General features: G+C 58.6%; 16 protein-coding genes. 14 read left to right on the top strand and 2 right to left on the bottom strand.

The genetic code is table 11. The features are described 5' to 3' along the window. The first annotated feature begins 292 nt into the window (after nt 1–292). The 5 genes from helD to F560_RS0102385 all read left to right on the top strand — a co-directional run bounded on the left by helD (nt 293) and on the right by F560_RS0102385 (nt 6,138). On the top strand, nt 293–2,635 hold the full coding sequence (helD, locus tag F560_RS0102405; RefSeq protein ID WP_019004109.1) for an RNA polymerase recycling motor HelD: 2,343 nt from the start codon (nt 293–295) through the stop codon (nt 2,633–2,635). Between the two features lie 260 nt (nt 2,636–2,895). Further along, on the top strand, nt 2,896–3,681 hold the full coding sequence (locus tag F560_RS0102400) for a methionine ABC transporter ATP-binding protein (RefSeq protein WP_019004108.1): 786 nt from the start codon (nt 2,896–2,898) through the stop codon (nt 3,679–3,681). Next, a complete protein-coding gene (locus F560_RS0102395) occupies nt 3,678–4,346 on the top strand; it encodes a methionine ABC transporter permease (RefSeq protein WP_019004107.1) in 669 nt (222 codons plus the stop codon). Before F560_RS0102400 ends, F560_RS0102395 begins: the two co-directional genes overlap by 4 nt. A gap of 69 nt (nt 4,347–4,415) precedes the next feature. Next, on the top strand, nt 4,416–5,330 hold the full coding sequence (locus F560_RS0102390; RefSeq protein WP_019004106.1) for a MetQ/NlpA family ABC transporter substrate-binding protein: 915 nt from the start codon (nt 4,416–4,418) through the stop codon (nt 5,328–5,330). Between the two features lie 295 nt (nt 5,331–5,625). Next, on the top strand, nt 5,626–6,138 hold the full coding sequence (locus F560_RS0102385) for a cyclase family protein (protein WP_245554797.1): 513 nt from the start codon (nt 5,626–5,628) through the stop codon (nt 6,136–6,138). Here the strand turns inward: F560_RS0102385 and F560_RS0102380 are convergent. Beyond that, the gene (locus F560_RS0102380; protein ID WP_019004104.1) at nt 6,069–7,022 is read right to left on the bottom strand and encodes an AraC family transcriptional regulator; all 954 of its coding nucleotides are present in this window, start codon (nt 7,020–7,022) and stop codon (nt 6,069–6,071) included. The genes F560_RS0102385 and F560_RS0102380 overlap by 70 nt on opposite strands. A 126-nt stretch (nt 7,023–7,148) precedes the next feature. On the opposite strand from F560_RS0102380, the gene F560_RS0102375 reads away from it, so the two are divergent. The 3 genes from F560_RS0102375 to F560_RS0102365 are packed head-to-tail and all read left to right on the top strand — an operon-like array spanning nt 7,149 to nt 9,948. After that, on the top strand, nt 7,149–8,207 hold the full coding sequence (locus F560_RS0102375; protein ID WP_019004103.1) for a Gfo/Idh/MocA family protein: 1,059 nt from the start codon (nt 7,149–7,151) through the stop codon (nt 8,205–8,207). Beyond that, a complete protein-coding gene (locus F560_RS0102370; protein ID WP_019004102.1) occupies nt 8,204–9,079 on the top strand; it encodes a sugar phosphate isomerase/epimerase family protein in 876 nt (291 codons plus the stop codon). Before F560_RS0102375 ends, F560_RS0102370 begins: the two co-directional genes overlap by 4 nt. After that, nucleotides 9,076–9,948 carry a sugar phosphate isomerase/epimerase family protein gene (locus F560_RS0102365; protein WP_019004101.1) on the top strand — a complete coding sequence of 291 codons (873 nt, stop codon included), beginning with the start codon at nt 9,076–9,078 and terminating at the stop codon, nt 9,946–9,948. Before F560_RS0102370 ends, F560_RS0102365 begins: the two co-directional genes overlap by 4 nt. Nucleotides 9,949–10,001: 53 nt before the next feature. Here the strand turns inward: F560_RS0102365 and F560_RS0102360 are convergent, their stop codons facing one another. Next, entirely contained in the window at nt 10,002–11,006 is a 1,005-nt protein-coding gene (locus tag F560_RS0102360) for a MerR family transcriptional regulator (RefSeq protein WP_019004100.1), read from the bottom strand. A 156-nt stretch (nt 11,007–11,162) separates the two neighbouring features. On the opposite strand from F560_RS0102360, the gene F560_RS0102355 reads away from it, so the two are divergent. From F560_RS0102355 to F560_RS0102330, 6 genes are all read left to right on the top strand, one after another. Beyond that, nucleotides 11,163–12,449, top strand: a complete 1,287-nt coding sequence (locus tag F560_RS0102355; RefSeq protein WP_019004099.1) for an amidohydrolase — start codon at nt 11,163–11,165, stop codon at nt 12,447–12,449. A 133-nt stretch (nt 12,450–12,582) separates the two neighbouring features. Next, nucleotides 12,583–14,652 carry a bifunctional rhamnulose-1-phosphate aldolase/short-chain dehydrogenase gene (locus F560_RS0102350; RefSeq protein ID WP_019004098.1) on the top strand — a complete coding sequence of 690 codons (2,070 nt, stop codon included), beginning with the start codon at nt 12,583–12,585 and terminating at the stop codon, nt 14,650–14,652. 48 nt (nt 14,653–14,700) lie between these two features. Next, nucleotides 14,701–15,072, top strand: coding sequence for a sensory rhodopsin transducer (locus F560_RS0102345; protein WP_019004097.1), 372 nt, complete (start codon nt 14,701–14,703; stop codon nt 15,070–15,072). 41 nt (nt 15,073–15,113) lie between these two features. Then, nucleotides 15,114–16,370 carry an L-rhamnose isomerase gene (gene rhaA / locus F560_RS0102340; RefSeq protein WP_019004096.1) on the top strand — a complete coding sequence of 419 codons (1,257 nt, stop codon included), beginning with the start codon at nt 15,114–15,116 and terminating at the stop codon, nt 16,368–16,370. Nucleotides 16,371–16,401: 31 nt separating this feature from the next. Beyond that, nucleotides 16,402–17,889 (top strand): rhamnulokinase, encoded by a 1,488-nt coding sequence (locus tag F560_RS0102335; protein WP_019004095.1) that lies wholly within the window; start codon nt 16,402–16,404, stop codon nt 17,887–17,889. Between the two features lie 13 nt (nt 17,890–17,902). Then, nucleotides 17,903–18,667 (top strand): DeoR/GlpR family DNA-binding transcription regulator, encoded by a 765-nt coding sequence (locus F560_RS0102330; protein ID WP_019004094.1) that lies wholly within the window; start codon nt 17,903–17,905, stop codon nt 18,665–18,667. Nucleotides 18,668–18,858 lie beyond the last annotated feature (191 nt).

Below are 18,858 nucleotides of genomic sequence, written 5' to 3'. Positions count from 1 at the left end.
CGACGCTGCTACCGTCGGGCATGGGTTGCCGAAGGGAACAGCCAGCGGGTAAGAAGTTCGAGCGAGAGCCGGAGAAACAGACTTCAGATGTAGACGCAGCTACAGGAGTGAGACGAATTTCCCCGAATGGACCCTAAGTTCCATTGTCCGGAGACATGCCGGAAAGTCCAGTCCCTGACTGCAATTTTCAAAGGAGCTGGCTGGAAATTTTGAAGGCGGCTTCCAGTCCCCTTTGGGACTGGAAATAGACTCACAACTGCCTTCGAAAAATACTATACGAGGAGTGATTGAGATGAATACAGAACTTCGGCAGGAGCAAGAACGATTGGACGGCATCATGGAGACAATTGCGGAGCAAATCGGCATGCTGGAAGACGAAACCTCCCGGCGCCGGGAAGAAGTGATTGATTTCCGCAAACATTTTTGGGATGACGTCAAGGTGAATACGGATACGTTCGACGATTATCTTGAGACGATCATCGCCTTGAGACAACAGGCGCAGAACCTGTCCGTGAGCCAAAGTACCCACAGACAGGCCTTCAAGAGGCTGTCCGCGCTGCGCCGCATGCAGGAGGTGCCTTATTTCGGCCGAATCGATTTCGTTGAAGAAGGAACTTCCGCTGCCGAACGAATCTATATCGGCGTCTCCACGCTCATGGATTCAAGCGGAGAGAATATCCTTATCTACGACTGGCGGGCGCCGGTCTCGAGCATCTACTACGATTACCCGCCCGGTCCGGCCGAATATGCGACGCCCGGAGGCGTCATCCGCGGCATGCTGGAGAAAAAGTGGCAATATATCATCCGCGGCGGCGTGATCCGATCGATGTTCGATACCAGTCTCACCATTGGAGACGAGATTTTGCAGCAGGTGCTTGGCAAAGTCACAGACAAACATATGCACAACATAGTAGCCACCATTCAACGGGAACAAAACCGGATCATCCGGCACGATCGCGGGCGGCTGCTCATGGTTCAAGGACCCGCTGGCAGCGGCAAGACGTCGGCCGCCCTGCAGCGGATCGCTTACTTGCTCTACAAGTATCGGGATAGGCTGAAAGCCGATCAAATCATTCTATTTTCACCTAATTCGATGTTTAGCCGCTACGTATCCAATGTGTTGCCCGAACTCGGCGAAGAGAATATGCAGCAGGTCACATTCCAGGAATACTTGGACCATCGGCTGAGCAACGAATTTCAAGTCGAGGGCCCTTACGAACAATTGGAATATGTGTTGACTGCGGCGGACGATCCATCATACCGGACTAGGATTGCGGGCATCCGATTCAAGGCATCGACCCGTTTTTTCGAGACGATCAAAGCATACAGGCAATCGCTGGAATTATCCGGCATGCTATTCAAAGATATTCTATTTAGAGGAAAACCGATCGTCACCGCTCAACAAATCGCGGAAAGGTTTTACGGCAGCGACGCCTCGCTCCGCTTTCCCAACAGACTTGAGAAGTTGACGGATTGGCTAAACAAGCAAATAGATGAAGCCGAGAAGTTTGAACGGAGCAAGCCGTGGGTACAGAAAGAAATCGAGCTGCTGAGCAACGAGGATTACCAAAAGGCCTATGCCCAATTACGGAAAAAACGCGGCTTTAAAGGTGAGTCGTTTGACGATTATGATATCGAGCCCGAAGCGCTCGCCCGATTGATCGTTCGCCAGAAGCTGAAGCCGTTGCGCAAACGGATCCGGGCGCTTCGTTACATCGACATGAAGGGAATATACAAGCAACTTTTCGCCGATCCGACGCGGATCAAACTGTGGATGGAGGGGGAAGCGCCCGAGGAGTGGGAGGATATTTGCCTATCGACTGTGAAAATGCTGGACGAAGGCAAGCTGTTTTACGAAGACGCTACTCCGTTTTTATTTTTGAAAGAGCTGATTCAAGGGTTTCAGACGAACGTCTCGATCAGGCACGTGCTTGTAGACGAAGCGCAAGATTATTCTCCGTTTCAATTCGAGTTTTTAAAACGTTTGTTTCCTTCGGCAAGAATGACCGTGCTCGGCGACTTTAACCAGGCGATATTCGCCCATGCCGGCGAAACGTTCGATTTCCGCACGCTTACCGGCTTATACGGGCCGGACGAAACGGATGCGATAACCTTGACCCGCAGCTACAGATCCACAAGACCGATCGTCGAATTTACGCGCGGACTCGTGCCCGGCGGCGAACGGATTGACGCTTTTGAACGAGACGGCGATAGGCCTGTGCTGACGCAATTGTCCGATTGCGCCGCGCTGCACCGCTGCATTGCTTCCAAAGTCGCGGAATTGCGGAGCCGGGGGTACAATACGATCGCGATTATATGCAAATCCGCTGCGGAAAGCGCCGCCGCATACGAAGCGCTGAGCGGCGTCGAAGAAATAAAGCTCGTGAAGAGCGGCTCGTTCGAATATGAACAAGGCGTTGTCGTCATACCGGCGTATTTGGCCAAAGGCATCGAATTCGACGCCGTCATCATTTATGACGCATCGGCGCAAGTGTACGGCGATGAGAGCCTGCGCAGATTGTTTTACACCGCCTGCACCCGGGCTATGCATCACTTGCAGCTTTACAGTGTAGGCGAACCGAGCCCCTTTTTGCGCAACGTTGCGCCGGGGAGTTTGCTTCTGATCCCGAATTGACACGGGACTGGCCGGGAGTCGGCGCATCCGCTCCACGATGGCCCCTGTGATGGTTTCCTTTGCTTGCAGCCGGATTCCCTATAGAAAAAATATTGACACGCACCGGAAAAAGATTTAAAGTATATTAAAACGCTAGGAATAGTAAGTTAAATCGTTTTTGTTGACCAGACGACTGGAAACTAAGCGAAATGGTTTGCCGTGGGCGGACGTTGCGCTTAGTTTTTTTATTTGGATGCCGGGGAGCAAAGGGAGGCAAAGGCATGATTACCGTCGAACGGCTGAACAAAACGTACAAGACGGCGAAGGGCCGAATCACGGCTCTGGAAAATATCGATTTGCATATCCGCAAAGGCGATATATTCGGCATCATCGGGTTCAGCGGCGCGGGGAAATCGACATTGATCCGCTGTCTGAACCGTCTGGAGGAGCCGGACTCCGGGCGCATCACGATCGGCGGGCAGGAAATTACGAGCCTGAGCGGCAAGGCGCTGCGGCAAGCGAGGCAGAAAATCGGGATGATTTTCCAGCAGTTCAATTTGCTCGACGCCAAAACGGTATACGATAACGTCGCCTTTCCTCTGACGGTAGCCGGCTGGCCGAGAGCGGAAATCCGCACCCGCGTCCGGGAAATTCTCGATCTTGTGCAATTGTCCGACAAGGAAAAGATGTATCCGGCGCAGCTGAGCGGGGGACAGAAGCAGCGGGTCGGCATCGCGAGAGCGCTCGCGAACGATCCCGATGTGCTGCTCAGCGACGAGGCCACCTCGGCGCTCGATCCGGAGACGACCTATTCGATTTTGGAACTGCTCAAAGACATCAACCGCCAGCTCAAGCTGACGATTGTTCTGATTACGCATGAATTGGACGTACTGCAGCACATTTGCAACCGGATGGCGGTTATCGAGCGGGGGAAAATCGTCGAGACCGGCACCGTCGACAAGCTGTTCGCTCATCCGGAAAGCGAAACGGCCCGGCGCTTCGTAGCCATTGCAAGGATGGCTTACGCCAACCGTTTTCTGCCGCAGGGACAGGGGGCGGCCACATGAGAAGCGATCTTCCGGACTTGCTGTGGGAAGGATTGCGGGAAACGTTGTACATGGTGTTCTGGTCTTCCCTTTTCGCGACCGCGCTCGGGCTGCTGCTCGGCATCGTTCTGGTCGCCGCGGAGAAGGGCGGCGTTTTGCCGGCCCCGCTGTTCCACAAAATCGTCGGAACGGCAATCAATACGGTGCGTTCGATGCCGTTCATCATCCTGATTATTCTGCTGCTTCCGTTATCCCGCCTGGTGGTCGGCACCACCCTTGGACCGACCGCGGCCATCGTTTGGCTCTCGATCGGCGCCGCGCCGTTTCTGGCCCGGATTATCGAGACTTCGCTGAAGGAAGTGGGAGCGGGAAAAATCGAGGCGGCCAAATCCGTCGGCGCCTCCCCGGCCGCGATCGTCTTTCGGGTGCTGATTCCGGAAGCGCTGCCGGCGCTTGTCAGGGGCATGACGATCGCGGTGATCGCGATTACCGAGTTTACGGCCGTCGCCGGGGCGATCGGGGCCGGCGGCCTGGGCAGCCTGGCGATCCGGTTCGGCTACCAGCGGTTTCGCGAGGACATTTTGTTTGCGACCGTGGCGCTGATCGTCGTTCTCGTGCAGATCATCCAATGGTCCGGCGATTTCGCCGCGCGGTCGATCGAACGCCGCCGGTTCAGGCAGGAATAAGGCGGCGACCGCAATGCCGGTTACACGCTTTTATCCAAATAAAACAAAGAAAAGACAGGAGAGAGAAAAATGGCAAACCAAAAACGGTTTTTCGTTGCGGCTTTATTGTTGCTGATCGGCGTGATGGCGGCCGCGTGCGGTTCGAACTCGAACTCGAACGCCTCCCCGGCTAGCTCGGCTCCCGCAAGCGCGTCTCCGTCCGCAAGCGGTTCGGCTTCCCCGAGCGGATCCGCTTCGCAGCCGGCGCCCGAAACCCCTGCGGCAGAAACAACGCTGAAGGTAGGGGCGGCGCTTGTGCCTCACTCGGAGATTTTGGAATTCATCAAGCCTGCCCTGAAGGAGCAGGGAGTCAATCTGGAGGTGGTCGTGTTCGACGATGAAGGCCAGCTCAACCCGGCGCTTCAGGAAGGCCGGATCGACGCGAACTATTTCCAGCATGTGCCGTATCTCGATTCCGTCAAAAAAGAGAAGGGCTATGACTTCGTCGTGACGACCAAGGTGCATGTGGAGCCGATCGGCTTTTATTCCGACAAGATCAAGTCGAAGGACGAGCTGAAGGAAGGGGCCGAGATCGGCATTCCGAACAATCCGTCCAACGAATACCGGGCGCTCGTGCTGCTGGAGAAGCAGGGGCTGATCAAGCTCAAGGAAGGGCTTGCCAATTACGAGGCGACGCCGAAAGACATCGCCGACAACCCGAAAAAGCTGAAATTCAAGGAGGTCGAAGCCGCCACGCTGCCGCGCGTGCTGCCGGATTTGGACGGGGCGGTCATCAATACGAACCTGATTCTGGAGGCGGGTCTCGATCCGAACAAAGCGCTGTTCCGCGAGGATGCCGACTCTCCGTACGCGAACGTCATCGTCGTCCGCAAAGGCGACGAAAACAAAGACGCCATCAAGAAGCTGGACGCCGCGCTCACGACGCCCGAGGTGAAGAAATTCATCGAAGACAAGTACGGCGTGGCGGTTGTGCCGGCGTTCTAAGGGCAAAGGGGGCTGTTCCAAAAGGGTACTCCCCAAAAAGGGACTCCCCAAAAAGCCGGTCTTCATAGAAGAACAAATGAACTTCCAAAACCACGGTATTAGCGGGGCTGGAAGTTCATTTGTTCTTTTGCGCAATCTTACATCAAAAGCGGGAGCTTAGAAGCATCCGGCCCCGCCGGCTCTAAGACAGTCTCTTTTTTGACGGCGCGCGCTTCCGTTTTTCCTGTCGGGCGGCGGAAAGAACCGTTAAAATGGAGACAAAGACCGAAAAAGGAGGAACACGCTGTTGGCCAAAGTGATCGATCTGTCGGTTCCGATCCGCTCGGGAATGCCGGTCTATCCCGGCGATCCGGACGTTGAAGTGCAGGTGGTTCACACGGTGGAGAGCCACGGCTGGGAGCTTAGGCGCGTTACGCTCGGCACGCATACGGGAACGCATGTCGACGCCTTCTCGCATATGCACAAAGGCGCGCCGGCGCTCGACGCCATCCCGCTGGAACGGTTTTTCGGCAAGGCGCAGGTCGTCCGTCCGGACGGCAAGTGGCCGCGCGATCGCGGGCTGTTTTTCAAAGAAGAGATCGGCATGGAAGTCTTCGCCCGCCTCAAGGAGCTTCGTCCGCCGTTTGTCGGCGGCGAACTGACGGAAGCGCTGGAGCGGGAGCTGCTCGGGGCCGGGATCTTGACCTACACCTCGCTCGTTCATCTCGATCTCATTCCGGAGGAAACGGATTTTACCTTTTACGGTTTTCCGCTGCCGATCGAGGGCGGAGACGGCTCGCCGGTCAGGGCGGTGGCGGTGCTGGAATAGCCGGGCAGCGCATGCTCGGCGCGTTTGCGCCATTCGGACGGCGAGATTCCGTTCCATTTTTTGAACATCCGGCTGAAGTAGTAAATATCGCGAAATCCGGTCATTTCCGCGATTTCCGAGATCGTGTGGGTCGTGTTGCGAAGCAACTGCTCGGCGTTTCCGACCCGAATCCAGGTCGCGTATTCCGTAACCGTGCGCCCGGTCACCTGCTTGAACAGCCGCCCGAAGTGATACCGGCTAAGTCCCGCCAGTCCGGCAAGCCGATCGACGTGCAGCGGCTCGGCGTAGTTCGTTTCCATGAACTGCAGAACCGGCGTCAGCCGTTCGAGATTTTTGGTCCGCAGCTTGTCCTCGGTCGCCGTCAGCACCTGCGCGACGTCGCGCCGGATCAACAGCGTAAGTATCCGGTACAGATACGATTTGACGGACAGCTCGAAGCCCGTCTCGCGCGTCCTGAGCTCTTCGACGATCGCCTGGATGAGGCTGCCGATCTCGCGGCTGCTTGCGCTTTTGTGGCGGAACAGCAGGCGGTTGTCGGCGACGGATTCGATGTATTTGGTCTCCGCGGCGTCGGGAGAAGGGCTCTGCAGCAAGGACGGGTCGACGATGAGGGCGTAATAGGCCAAATCGTTCGTCAGGCAAGTGCCGGCATGGAGGTCGTTGCTGTTGACGATGACGGTTTCCCCGGCTTCCATCGTCATCGGCGACGAGTTGCATTCGATGAGCGCTTTGCCGGAAAGGCAATGTAAAATTTCGAGATGCTTGTGCCAATGGTTCGGAAACAGCAAATGTCCGCTTGAAGCCGACGTGCAGTAATGAACCTTAACCGGAAACCGGGGATCGGGCATATCCATCGGCTCCAGCAGCGCGGCCGGTCTTGCCACGTTCGATCACCTCGCAAGATAGCACAATTGTCCAAATAAACCGCATAGCGGTTCATGGCTGATCTTCGCTCTTCTCTCATAATATCAAATCAGAGTCCAAATGCCAGAAGAGGAGAGTTGGAAGCGATGAAACCGATCAGGACGGCGGTAATCGGAACGGGCTCCATTTCCGATTTCCACTTGAAATCCTATGCCCGCCACCCGGACGCGGAGCTTGTCGCGGTATGCGACCTGAACGCGGAACGCGCCCGGAAGAAAGCGGATCAGTTCGGAGCGGCCAAAAGCTACAGCGATTACAAGGAGCTGCTGGCGGACCCCGATATCGACGCGGTGAGCGTCTGCACCTGGAACAACACGCACGCGGAAATCAGCATCGCGGCGCTGCGGGCGGGCAAGCACGTGCTGGTGGAAAAGCCGCTGTGCACGACCGTGGAGGAGGCGCTGCGGATTCAGGAGGCGGTCGAGGAAACGGGCAAGCAGCTGATGATCGGATATGTGCGCCGCTACGATCCGAACGCCCGGCTGCTGAAGGAATTCGTCGACAAAGGGGAATTCGGCGACCTTTATTACGCCAAGGCGTCCTCGATCCGGCGGCACGGCAACCCGGGCGGCTGGTTCGCGGACCGCTCGCGTTCGGGCGGCGGGCCGCTGATCGATATCGGCGTGCACATGATCGATTTGTGCTGGTACATGATGGGCAGACCCAAGGCGGTCACGGTAAGCGGCAACACGTACCGGAAGCTCGGCAACCGCGCGAATATCCGCAACCTGTCCCATTACAAGGCGGCCGATTGGGACCCGAAGGTGAATACGGTCGAAGATTTGGCGAGCGCGATGATCCGCTTCGAGAACGGCGCCAGCCTGCAGGTGGACGTCAGCTTCGCCCTGCATGCGCAAAAGGACGAAGCCTCCATCAAGCTGTACGGGGACAAAGGCGGCTTCGAAATCGATCCGGAAATCGTGATCGTGACGGAGAAGCACGATACGATTTTGAACGTGACGCCGCAGACCGACCATCGAGGCTTCCACTTCGAAGCCGCGTTCCAAAGCGAAATCGACCATTTTGTCGAGTGCGTGCGGGAAGGACGCAAGCCGATCAGCCCGGTCGAAGACGGCGTGGAAATGATGAAAATTTTAAACGCCGTCTACGAATCCGCCGAGCGCAGAGAGGAAATCCGGCTATGAAAATCGGCGTAAGCACGTACAGTCTGCTCGGTGCCATCCGCTCGGGCGAGCTGACCGTTCCCGAGGCGATCGCCTATATCGCGGACATCGGCGGCGAGCATGCGGAGATCGTGCCGATCGGCTTCTCGCTGACGGACAACCCGGAGCTGATCGGGCAAATCCGCCGGCAGGCGGAGGCGAGCGGCATCGAGCTGTCCAATTATGCGGTCGGCGCGAACTTTTGCGGCTTGTCGGACGATGAATACGAGGCGGAAATCGCGAGGGTGAAAAAGGAAGTGGACGTCGCCCGCCGGCTTGGCGTCTCGCTCATGCGCCACGATGCGGCTTCGTCCGCCGATCTGTCCATCCGCAACTTCTTGCGCGAGCTGCCGCGGGTGGCCGAGGCCTGCCGCCGGATTGCGGATTATGCCGCCCGATTCGGCATCACGACGAGCGTGGAAAACCACGGCTATTTCACGCAGGCGAGCGACCGCGTGCAGATGCTGATTCATGCGGTGGACCGGCCGAATTTCCGGACGACGCTGGACGTCGGCAATTTCCTGTGCGCGGACGAGTCGCCCTCGGTCGCGGTGAAGAAAAACATCGGCTATGCGTCGATGGTGCACATCAAGGATTTCTATTGGCGCCCGGCGGCGCGCGGCAATCCCGGGGAAGGCTGGTTCAGGACGGCCCACGGCCATTACTTGCGGGGCGCGATCGCCGGCAACGGGGACATCGATCTGCCGGACGTGCTGCGGATCATCCGCAAATCCGGCTACGACGGATACCTGTCGCTGGAGTTCGAAGGGCTGGAGGAGTGCAAGCTCGGCGTCCGGATCGGTTTGGATAATTTAAGAAGAATGTGGAAGGAAACGGAGGCGTTGTCCAAATGAACAACAAAATCGGCGTCATTGTCGACAGTTTCCGCTGCGGCGTTCGCGAGGGGCTCGTCAAGGCGAAGCAGGTCGGCGCGGAAGGCGTGCAAATTTACGCGGTGTCGGGGGAGATGGACCCGGACAATCTGAACGCGGCCGCGCGCAAGGAATGGCGTTCGTACATCGAATCGCTCGGCCTCGAAATTTCCGCGCTGGTCGGGGATCTCGGCGGCCACGGCTTTCAGGACAAGACGCAGAATCCGGCCAAAATCGAAAAATCGAAACGGATTCTCGACCTTGCCGTCGAGCTCGGCACGAACGTGGTGACGACGCATATCGGCATCGTGCCGGAAGACGAGAACGGCGAAGTGTACGAAACGATGCTGACGGCGTGCCGGGAGCTGAGCGAGTATGCGACGAGCCTGAACGCCTACTTCGCGATCGAGACGGGACCGGAGACGGCGGAGCGGCTGAAGCGTTTTCTCGACAAGCTCGGTTCCAAAGGGGTATCGGTCAACTTCGATCCGGCCAACATGGTGATGGTGACGGGCGACGATCCGGTTCGGGGCGTATACACGCTGAAGGATTACATCGTCCATACGCATGCCAAGGACGGCATCCGGCTGAGGGAGGTCGACCCGCGCGAGGTGTACGGCGCGCTCGGTTACGAACCGCTCGATCACGCGAAAATCGCCGAAGAAGCCGAACAAGGGGAGGCGTTCCGCGAAGTTCCGCTCGGCGAAGGCGCGGTGGACTGGCCGAATTACTTGCGGGCGCTGAAGGAGATCGGCTATACCGGCTACCTGACGATCGAACGCGAAGTCGGAGCCGATCCCGAGGCGGACATCGCCAAGGCGGTGCAGTTTCTCCGGCAGTTCCGGGCGTGAAAGCGGAGGGCAAGGAGGGCGGTCCGTCTGCGCGCCATGCGGAACAAGCGGGGCTAGGAAGATTCCGCGCAAACGACATGCAGCCACTCGTTCAGGCGCCGGTAATGCACTTTAAATCCGGCATCGGCGAGCAGGCGGAGCAGCCCGGACAGCGAGACGGCCGATTCGGGCTTGGCGCCTGCCGCCTTGGGCCTGTTTTCCGGCTGCGAAACCATCAGGTCGGCGATGCAGATGCGCCCGTGGGACTTCAGCACGCGGCGCATTTCGTTGACCGCAAGCATCTGCTGGCCGACCGCCAGATGGTGGAACGCGAAGCTGGATACGATAAAATCGAACCGATCGTCCAAGTAAGGGACGGCTAGAAAATTGCCGAGCCTCGTTTCCATCCCGGGGAACTTGCGGCGGCAAATGTTGAGCATTTCCTTCGATTGGTCCACCCCGGCCATGACGGCACCGCGCTCCATCAGCCGGCCGGCCAGATTGCCCGTTCCGGTCCCGATGTCAAGGCCCCGCTCTCCGGCGGCGGGACGGACCCATTCGACGACCGCATCCAGGGCCGCTTCGTAATCCGGATATCGTTCGGAATCGCGGAGCACACGTTGGTCGTGACCTTCCGCCAGCCGGTCGTAATTCCATCTGTCCGTCCAACTGTTGCGATGCTCCCGAAGCCGTCTGGAACCTTCCGCAAGCTTGTAAATATCCTCAGGCGGCAGCGTCTTCCGCTCCCGCACGATGCCGATCATTTCGTCCGTCGTTTCGATAAGCTGCCGGATCTCCAACCACTTGGACACCAGAGCGGACCGCTGCAGTTCCAAATAATAGGAAAGTTTGTCCTCCTCCCGGCTCTCCGCATCTTCCAGCACTTCTTTGATAGCCTCCACGCTCATGCCGGATTCGCGCAGCGCCACGATCGTTTGCAGCCGCCAGATATCCTGCTCGCCGAATTCGCGGTACCGGTTGTTCCGGTCCTTGGCCGGCGCGATCAGCCCTTTTTCCTCGTAAAAGCGGATTGCCCTTGCCGATAGGTTCAGCTTTTCCGCCGCTTCCTTTATTCTCACCCGGGCCCACCTCTTTTTTCTTCTTCTACATCGTCCATTGTAAACCTTCACGCAACGGAAAAGTAAAGCGCCTTTTTAGCGGCGTCTTGACCTTCACGCAAAGGCAGGGCGCATGCTGAAAAGGCGTTGACCATTTAAGACGGAGGGTGAAAAAAGATGCGAACGCTGATCAAGCAGGCGACGATCGTCACGATGAGGGAGGAGGAGCCGTTTGTCGGAGACATCCTGATCGAGGGGGATACCTTGGCTAGAATCGGAAGCGCAATCGATGAACCGGCCGACGAGGTCATCCGGGGCGAGGGAATGGCAGCGATGCCCGGGCTGATCAACGCCCACCAGCATACGCCGATGAGCCTGCTGCGGGGCTTTTCGGACGACCTGCGGCTGATGGAATGGCTGAAGACCAAAATGCTGCCCGCCGAAGCCAGAATGACGCCCGAGGACATTTACATCGGGGCCAAGCTCGGGATGGCCGAGATGATCAAGTCGGGCACGACCGCCTTCGCCGACATGTACATCCATATGAACGAAATCGCGCTGGCGGTGCAGGAGACGGGGATGCGCGCATCGCTTTCGAGAGGACTGGTGTTCGTCGAGGACGACGGGGGCAGGCGGATGAAGGAAGCGCTTGATCTCATCGAACGCTGGACGGGAAAAGCGGAAGGCAGAATCACCACGATGCTGGGGCCGCACTCTCCGTATCTGTGCCCGCCGGAACCGCTGGCGGAAGTGATCGCACTGGCGGAAGCGCGAAACATTCCGATCCATATTCATCTGGCCGAAACGGTCGAAGAGGTCGTGCGAATCCGCGAACGCTACAACCGGACGCCGACGGAATACCTGGTCGACACCGGCATGTTCGACCGGGCGCATGTTCTGCTGGCGCACGGCGTGCATCTGAACATGAAGGATGTGCGGCTCTTGCGCGGCATGCGGGGCGGCGTGGCCCACAACCCGGTCAGCAACCTGAAGCTCGGCTGCGGCATCGCGCCGGTATGCGCCTTGACCGGGCAGGGCGTAACCGTCGGGCTGGGCACGGACGGAGCGGGAAGCGCGGCGAGCGTGGACATGTTCGAGCAAATCAAAGCGGCCTCCTGGCTTCAAAAGCTGGATTACGGCGATCCGACCAAGCTCCCGGCCCGGCAGGCGCTCCGCATGGCGACGGTCGAGAGCGCCAGGCTGCTGAACCTGGACGATCGGGTGGGAACGCTTGAAATCGGCAAAAAAGCGGACCTGATCCTGATCGATCTGCGCAAGCCGCACCTGCAGCCGGTGCATCAGGTGGAATCGCTGCTCGCTTACAGCGCGACCGGCGCCGATGTGGACACCGTCATCGTCAACGGCAAGGTGCTGATGCGGCAACGGCGGCTGCTGACGATCGACGAGGAGGAATTGCTGCGCGAAGCGCAAAAACGCGCGAAACGAATCGTGGAAGGCCTTTAGCGTGTTGGATGTTTTGGGTTGTAAGCGGTTGATGAATTTTTGTTTTTGTTTGAAATCTCGTATTCAAAAACAAATAAAGATGATATAATCAAAACAAACAAAAACAAAACCATCATTCGGAGGTTTTCTCAACATGGTACAAAGCTTGTGGGACTCTTCTAAAGCGGCTGAGCTTCAAAGCGCGTTGGACCAGCTCGTTTATCGCTCGAACCTGATCGGGGCGGACCGGCGCGTCTGCAACTGGGGCGGCGGCAACACGTCGGCCAAGACGGTCGTGAAGGACTTCCGCGGGCGCGATGTCGAAGTCATGTTCGTCAAGGGCAGCGGCTCCGATCTCGCGACGATGAAAGCGGGCAACTTCACGGGGCTGAGGATGGACGACATTCGCCCGCTGTTCGAGCGCGACGACATGAGCGACGAAGAGATGGTGGCTTATCTTGCGCACTGCATGATCGATGCCAAGCATCCGCGCGCTTCGATCGAAACGCTGCTGCATGCGTTTCTGCCGTTCAAGCACGTCGACCACACGCACCCGGACGCGATTATCAGCATCTGCTGCGCCGATAACGGCAAGGAGATCGCGAAGGACATTTTCGGCGACCGATTTGTCTGGGTTCCTTACGTGCGCCCCGGCTTCAAGCTGTCCAAGATGATCGCGGAAGGCGTGCTGGCCAACCCGAAAGCGGAGCTTGTGCTGATGGAGAAACACGGGCTTGTCACCTGGGGCGAAACGTCCGAAGAAGCGTATAAACAGACCATCAAGATCATCAACGAAGCGGAAGCGTACATCGAAGCCCGCGTGAACAAAGACAAGCTGTTCGGCGGCGTGAAGCACGCGCCTCTTCCCGCCGACGTCCGCCGCAAGATCGCGGCGGAAATTATGCCGACGGTACGCGGCGCGGTCAGCGACGAGAAGAAAATGATTTTGACGTTCGACGACGAAGAGGACGTGCTCGCGTTTGTCGGCGGCAAGGATTCCCCGCAGCTTTCCCAGGTCGGCGCGGCTTGCCCGGACCATCTCGTGCATACGAAAGTCGTGCCGCTGTTCGTCGATTGGACGCCTAATGCGGACGACGTCGAAGGCCTGAAACAAATTCTGAAAGAAAGCATCGCGGCATACAAAGAGCAGTACAAAGCCTACTTCGAGCGCAACAAAAACGAAGGCGACGTCATGTTCGAAGCCGCGCCCCGCGTCATTCTGATCCCGGGCGTCGGCATGATCAACACCGGCAAAAGCTGGGCGATGTCGAAGGTCAGCGGCGCGCTTTACCATCGCGCGATCGCGGTAATGCGCGGCGCCACGGCGCTCGGCAACTTCGTTTCCCTCAGCGAGAACGAATCGTACAACGTCGAGTACTGGCCGCTTGAACTTTACAAGCTGACGCTCGCTCCGCCGGAAGCCGAATTCTCCCGCCAGGTCGCGTTCATTACGGGCGGCGCCGGCGGCATCGGCAGCGAAACGGCCCGCCGTCTCGTTTCCGAAGGCGCGCATGTCGTGCTTGCCGACCTGAACCTCGAAGGCGCGCAGAAAGTGGCGGCCGAAATCAACGCCAAGTACGGCGAGAACCGCGCCATTGCCATTCAAATGGACGTCACCAGCGAAGAAGCGGTTCAGGCGGCCTATGCCGAAACGGCGCTGACCTACGGCGGCGTGGACATCCTCGTCAACAACGCGGGACTGGCCACCTCCAGCCCGTTCGACGAGACGTCGCTGAAGGAATGGAACCTGAACATGAACGTGCTCGGCACCGGCTACTTCCTCGTCGCCCGCGAAGCGTTCAAGCTGATGAAGGCGCAGGGAATCGGCGGCAACATGGTGTTCATCGGCTCCAAGAACTCCGTTTACGCGGGCAAAAACGCAACGGCCTACAGCTCCGCCAAGGCGCTGGAAGCGCATCTGGCCCGCTGCATCGCAGCCGAAGGAGGCGAATTCGGCATCCGCGTCAACACGATTTTGCCCGACGCCATCCTGCAGGGCTCCGCGATCTGGAACAGCAGCTGGCGCAACGAACGCGCCGCCGCTTACGGCATCGAGCCGGACCAACTGGAAGAATACTACCGCAAGCGCACGACGCTGCTCGTCAACATCTATCCGAAGGATATCGCGGAAGGCGTGGCGTTCTTCGCTTCCTCCAGGTCCGCCAAAACGACCGGATGCATGCTGACGATCGACGGCGGCGTGCCGGCGGCCTTCACCCGGTAATCCGTCGCGCAATCATACCGATATTCGATTAAGGGAGGTCAAGCGGACATGCCGCAAGCGAAAGGCGAAAAGCACTGGATTATTCCCGACGGCTACATTCCGCCGGCAAGCTCGGGATCGCTCGAAAGCCACGAATCCGTATGCGTGCTGAACGTGTCCTCGGAAGAAGCGCTCCTCCTCTTCACGATTTATTTCGAGGACCGGGACCCGATCGAGGATATTCCCGTCGTCGTTCCGCCAAGGCGCACCAAGCATATCCGCACCTCATCCCTGGCCAAAAACGGAGCGTCGATCCCGGTCGGCGTTCCGTACGCCATCGAGGTGCGCAGCGATATCCCGGTCATCGTCCAATACAGCCGTCTGGACGCGACGCAGGCGGAGAACGCGCTGATGTCCGTCGTCGCGTATCCGGTAAAATAAAGGAATCCGATTCTAAGGACTGGTCCGGAAGGAGTTTGTCTATGTCTTCAAATATCGAAAAAAGCTATGAAGAAGCGAAGCAGCTGTACGCGAAACACGGGGTCGACGTCGACCGGGCGCTGGAGACGCTGGCGAACATCAAAATCTCGGTGCACTGCTGGCAGGGCGACGACGTACGCGGATTTCTGAACCGCGATCAGGAACTGACCGGCGGCATTTCCGTCACCGGCAACTATCCGGGAGCCGCCCGCACGCCGGAGGAGCTTCGCGCCGATTTGGAGAAAGCGTTCTCTCTCATTCCCGGCAAGCATAAGGTCAATCTTCATGCGATTTACGCGGATACGGACGAAAAGGTCGAATTGGACCGGATCGAGCCGAAGCATTACGAAAAATGGGTGAGCTGGGCAAAAGAACAAGGGCTGGGACTGGATTTCAACCCGACCTGCTTCTCGCACGAATATTCCAAAGACGGCTTCACGCTCAGCCATCCCGACCCGAACATCCGCAAGTTCTGGATCGACCACTGCAAGGCGTCGCGCAGGATCGGCGCCTATTTCGGCGAGCAGCTCGGCCAAACCTGCGTCACGAACGTCTGGATTCCGGACGGCTACAAGGATACGCCGGCGGATCGTCTCGCACCGAGGCAGCGGTTGAAGGACGCGCTGGACGAAGTGTTCGCGGAGCCGATCAACCCGGCTTACAACCTGGACGCGGTGGAAAGCAAGCTGTTCGGAATCGGCGCGGAAGCGTACACCGTCGGCTCGCATGAATTTTATATGGGGTACGCCTTGAAGAACAACAAGCTGATCTGCCTCGATGCCGGCCACTTCCATCCGACCGAAGTGATCTCGAACAAGCTGTCGGCGCTGTCCCTGTTTGCCGAAGGCATTCTGCTTCACGTCAGCCGTCCGGTGCGCTGGGACAGCGACCACGTCGTGACGCTGGACGACGAGCTGCTGGATATCGCCAGAGAGCTTGTCCGCGGCAATCTGCTGGGCAAGACGCACATCGGCCTGGACTTTTTCGACGCCAGCATCAACCGCGTAGCCGCCTGGGTCATCGGCACCCGCAATACGATCAAGGCGCTGCTTCGCGCGCTGCTGGAGCCGGTCGAAGCGCTGAAGAAGGCCGAGCTCGAAGGCGATTACACGACGCGCCTTGCGCTGACGGAGGAGTTCAAGTTTTATCCGTTCGGAGCGGTGTGGGATTACTATTGCGAAAAGTCCGGCGTGCCGGTTCGCGAAGAGTGGCTGGCCGAAGTGAAGGCTTACGAGCGGAACGTTTTGCTCAAGCGTTAAACGTTACCATTGAGAACAAGGATGATGCCTGTTGACGAGCATACTTGCGTATGATCTCGGCGCGAGCAGCGGCAGGGCGCTGCTCGGCCGGTTGACGGACCGGCGGATCGTCACGGAAGAGCTGCACCGGTTCCCGAACGACCCCGTTCAGGTGGGCGGCCGCTTGCATTGGGACATTCTCCGGTTGTACCATGAAATGAAGCAGGCGTTGCTGAAAGCCAAAAACCGGGGAGCCGATCTGCAAAGCCTGGGCATCGACACCTGGGCGGTCGACTTCGGCTTCATCGGCTCGAACGGGGAGCTTCTGGGCAATCCGTACCATTACCGGGACCGTCACACCGACGGCATGATGGAGCGGCTGTTCCGGGAAATTCCGCCCGAAGACCTGTTCGGCCGAACCGGCATTCAGTTTCTGACGTTCAATTCGATTTTTCAGCTGTATGCGCTGAAGCGGGCGGACAACCCGATTTTGCGCGAAGCGAAGCGGTTTTTGATGATACCGGATTTGCTGCGGTATTTCCTGACCGGCGAGACCTTCAACGAGTTTTCCAACGCGACGACGACTCAGCTCTACAATCCGCACAAGGGCGATTGGGACCGGGAACTGATCGCGCGGCTCGGCCTTCCGGAAGCGTGGTTCGGGCAGATCGTCCAACCGGGCACGCGCGTCGGATCGCTGCTTCCGTCGCTGTGCGAGGAACTCGGCGTCGATCCGGTGCCGGTCTATGCGGTCGCCGAGCACGATACCGGTTCGGCCGTCGCGGCCGTTCCGGCGCTTCGCAAGCCGTTCGCTTATTTGAGCTGCGGCACATGGTCGCTGATGGGAACGGAAGTCGACAAGCCGGTGATCAACGATTTATCCCGCGAGCTGAATTTCACGAACGAAGGCGGCGTCTATGGCACATACAGGCTGCTCAAAAACATCATGGGCCTGTGGATTTTGAACGAGACGCGCCGGGAATGGGAACGGGCGGGGCGGTCGTACACGTTTCCCGAGCTCGTGCGGCTGGCCGGAGAAGCGCCCGCGTTCGCGGCGTTCATCGATCCGGACGACGACGCCTTCCTCCATCCGGGGGACATGCCGGGACGGATTCGCGACTATTGCGAAAAGACCGGCCAAAAGCCGCCGCAGGATGCGGGCGCATTCGTCCGCTGCATTTTGGAAAGCCTGGCGCTGAAGTACCGGTACGTCCTCGAGATGACCGAACGCCTCAGCGGCCAGCGGTTTGAAAGCCTGCACATGGTGGGCGGCGGCATTCAGAACACGCTGCTTTGCCAGTGGACGGCGGACGCCATCGGCAAGCCCGTATGGGCCGGACCCGCCGAAGGGAGCGCCATCGGCAACTTGGCTGTCCAATGGATTGCGCAGGGGCAGTTCTCGGATATATGGGAAGCCCGCAAAGTCGTTCGCGATTCGTTCCCGATAACGGCGTACGAGCCGCAAGGGCGGGAGATGTGGCAGGACGCGTACGGAATTTTTTTGCACGTGACAGGACTTTCGCAATCAACGACGGGGTGAAAAGAGGTTGGCTATGCTGGTCGCGGAACGCTACGAATACATTGTTCAGCTGGTAAACGAGAGAGGGAGCATTAGGGTTGCCGAGCTGAGCGAGCTGTGCCAGGTGACGGAGGAGACGATCCGGCGGGATCTGGACCGCCTGGAAATGGCGGGTCGTCTGCGCCGAACCCATGGCGGAGCGGTCAGCGTCAAGGATCAGCAGCAGCAGCCGGAGACTCCGTACACGGAACGGGAAATCTTGAACGCGGAGGAAAAGAAGCGCATCGCCGAAGCGGCGATCGAGATGATCCGGCCGAAGGACCGGATTTTGCTCGACGCCAGCTCCACGGCCTGGTACATGGCTTCGCGGCTTCCGGACATTCCGCTTACGGTGTTGACCAATTCCATCAAAGTCGCCCTGGAGCTTGCCTCCAAGGAGAAGATCGACGTCATTTCCACCGGCGGCCTGCTGTCGCAAGGCTCGCTGTCCTATGTCGGCCCTCTGGCCGAACGTTCGCTTGACGCCTATCACGTGGGCAAAGTGTTCCTCTCGTGCAAGGGCGTCCATCTGGAGCGCGGCATCAGCGAATCGAACGAACTGCAGGCGAGAGTGAAACAGAAGATGATCGGCATGGCCGACGAAGTCATTCTGCTGGCGGACTCCAGCAAATTCGGCGTCCAGGCGTTTGCGCACGTCGCGGAGCTCGACGACATCGATTCGATCGTGACCGACCGCCGCATTCCGAAAGACATGCACCAACGGCTTGCGGAGCGCGGCATCCCCGTGAAGACGGTATAAGACCGCCTGGACGTTACAAAAAAGCGGCGTTCCCTCCTCGAAGAAGGCGGGAACGCCGCTTTTTGTAGAGCTTGCTTAAGCGTCCGATCTGCAAGCGCCGTTTATCGGCATGGCAGCGCGCTTTTGGCGAAGGGACTGCGTTTGAGTTGCCTAGCGCGGAAATACGGACGAACGGACCGAATAAGTGCGAT

Source organism: Cohnella laeviribosi DSM 21336, from assembly GCF_000378425.1.
In the GTDB taxonomy this organism is placed as follows: Bacteria; Bacillota; Bacilli; order Paenibacillales; family Paenibacillaceae; genus Cohnella; species Cohnella laeviribosi.
The sequence above is the reverse complement of the archived record's forward strand: the minus strand, read 5'-3'. Positions and strand labels throughout refer to the sequence as shown.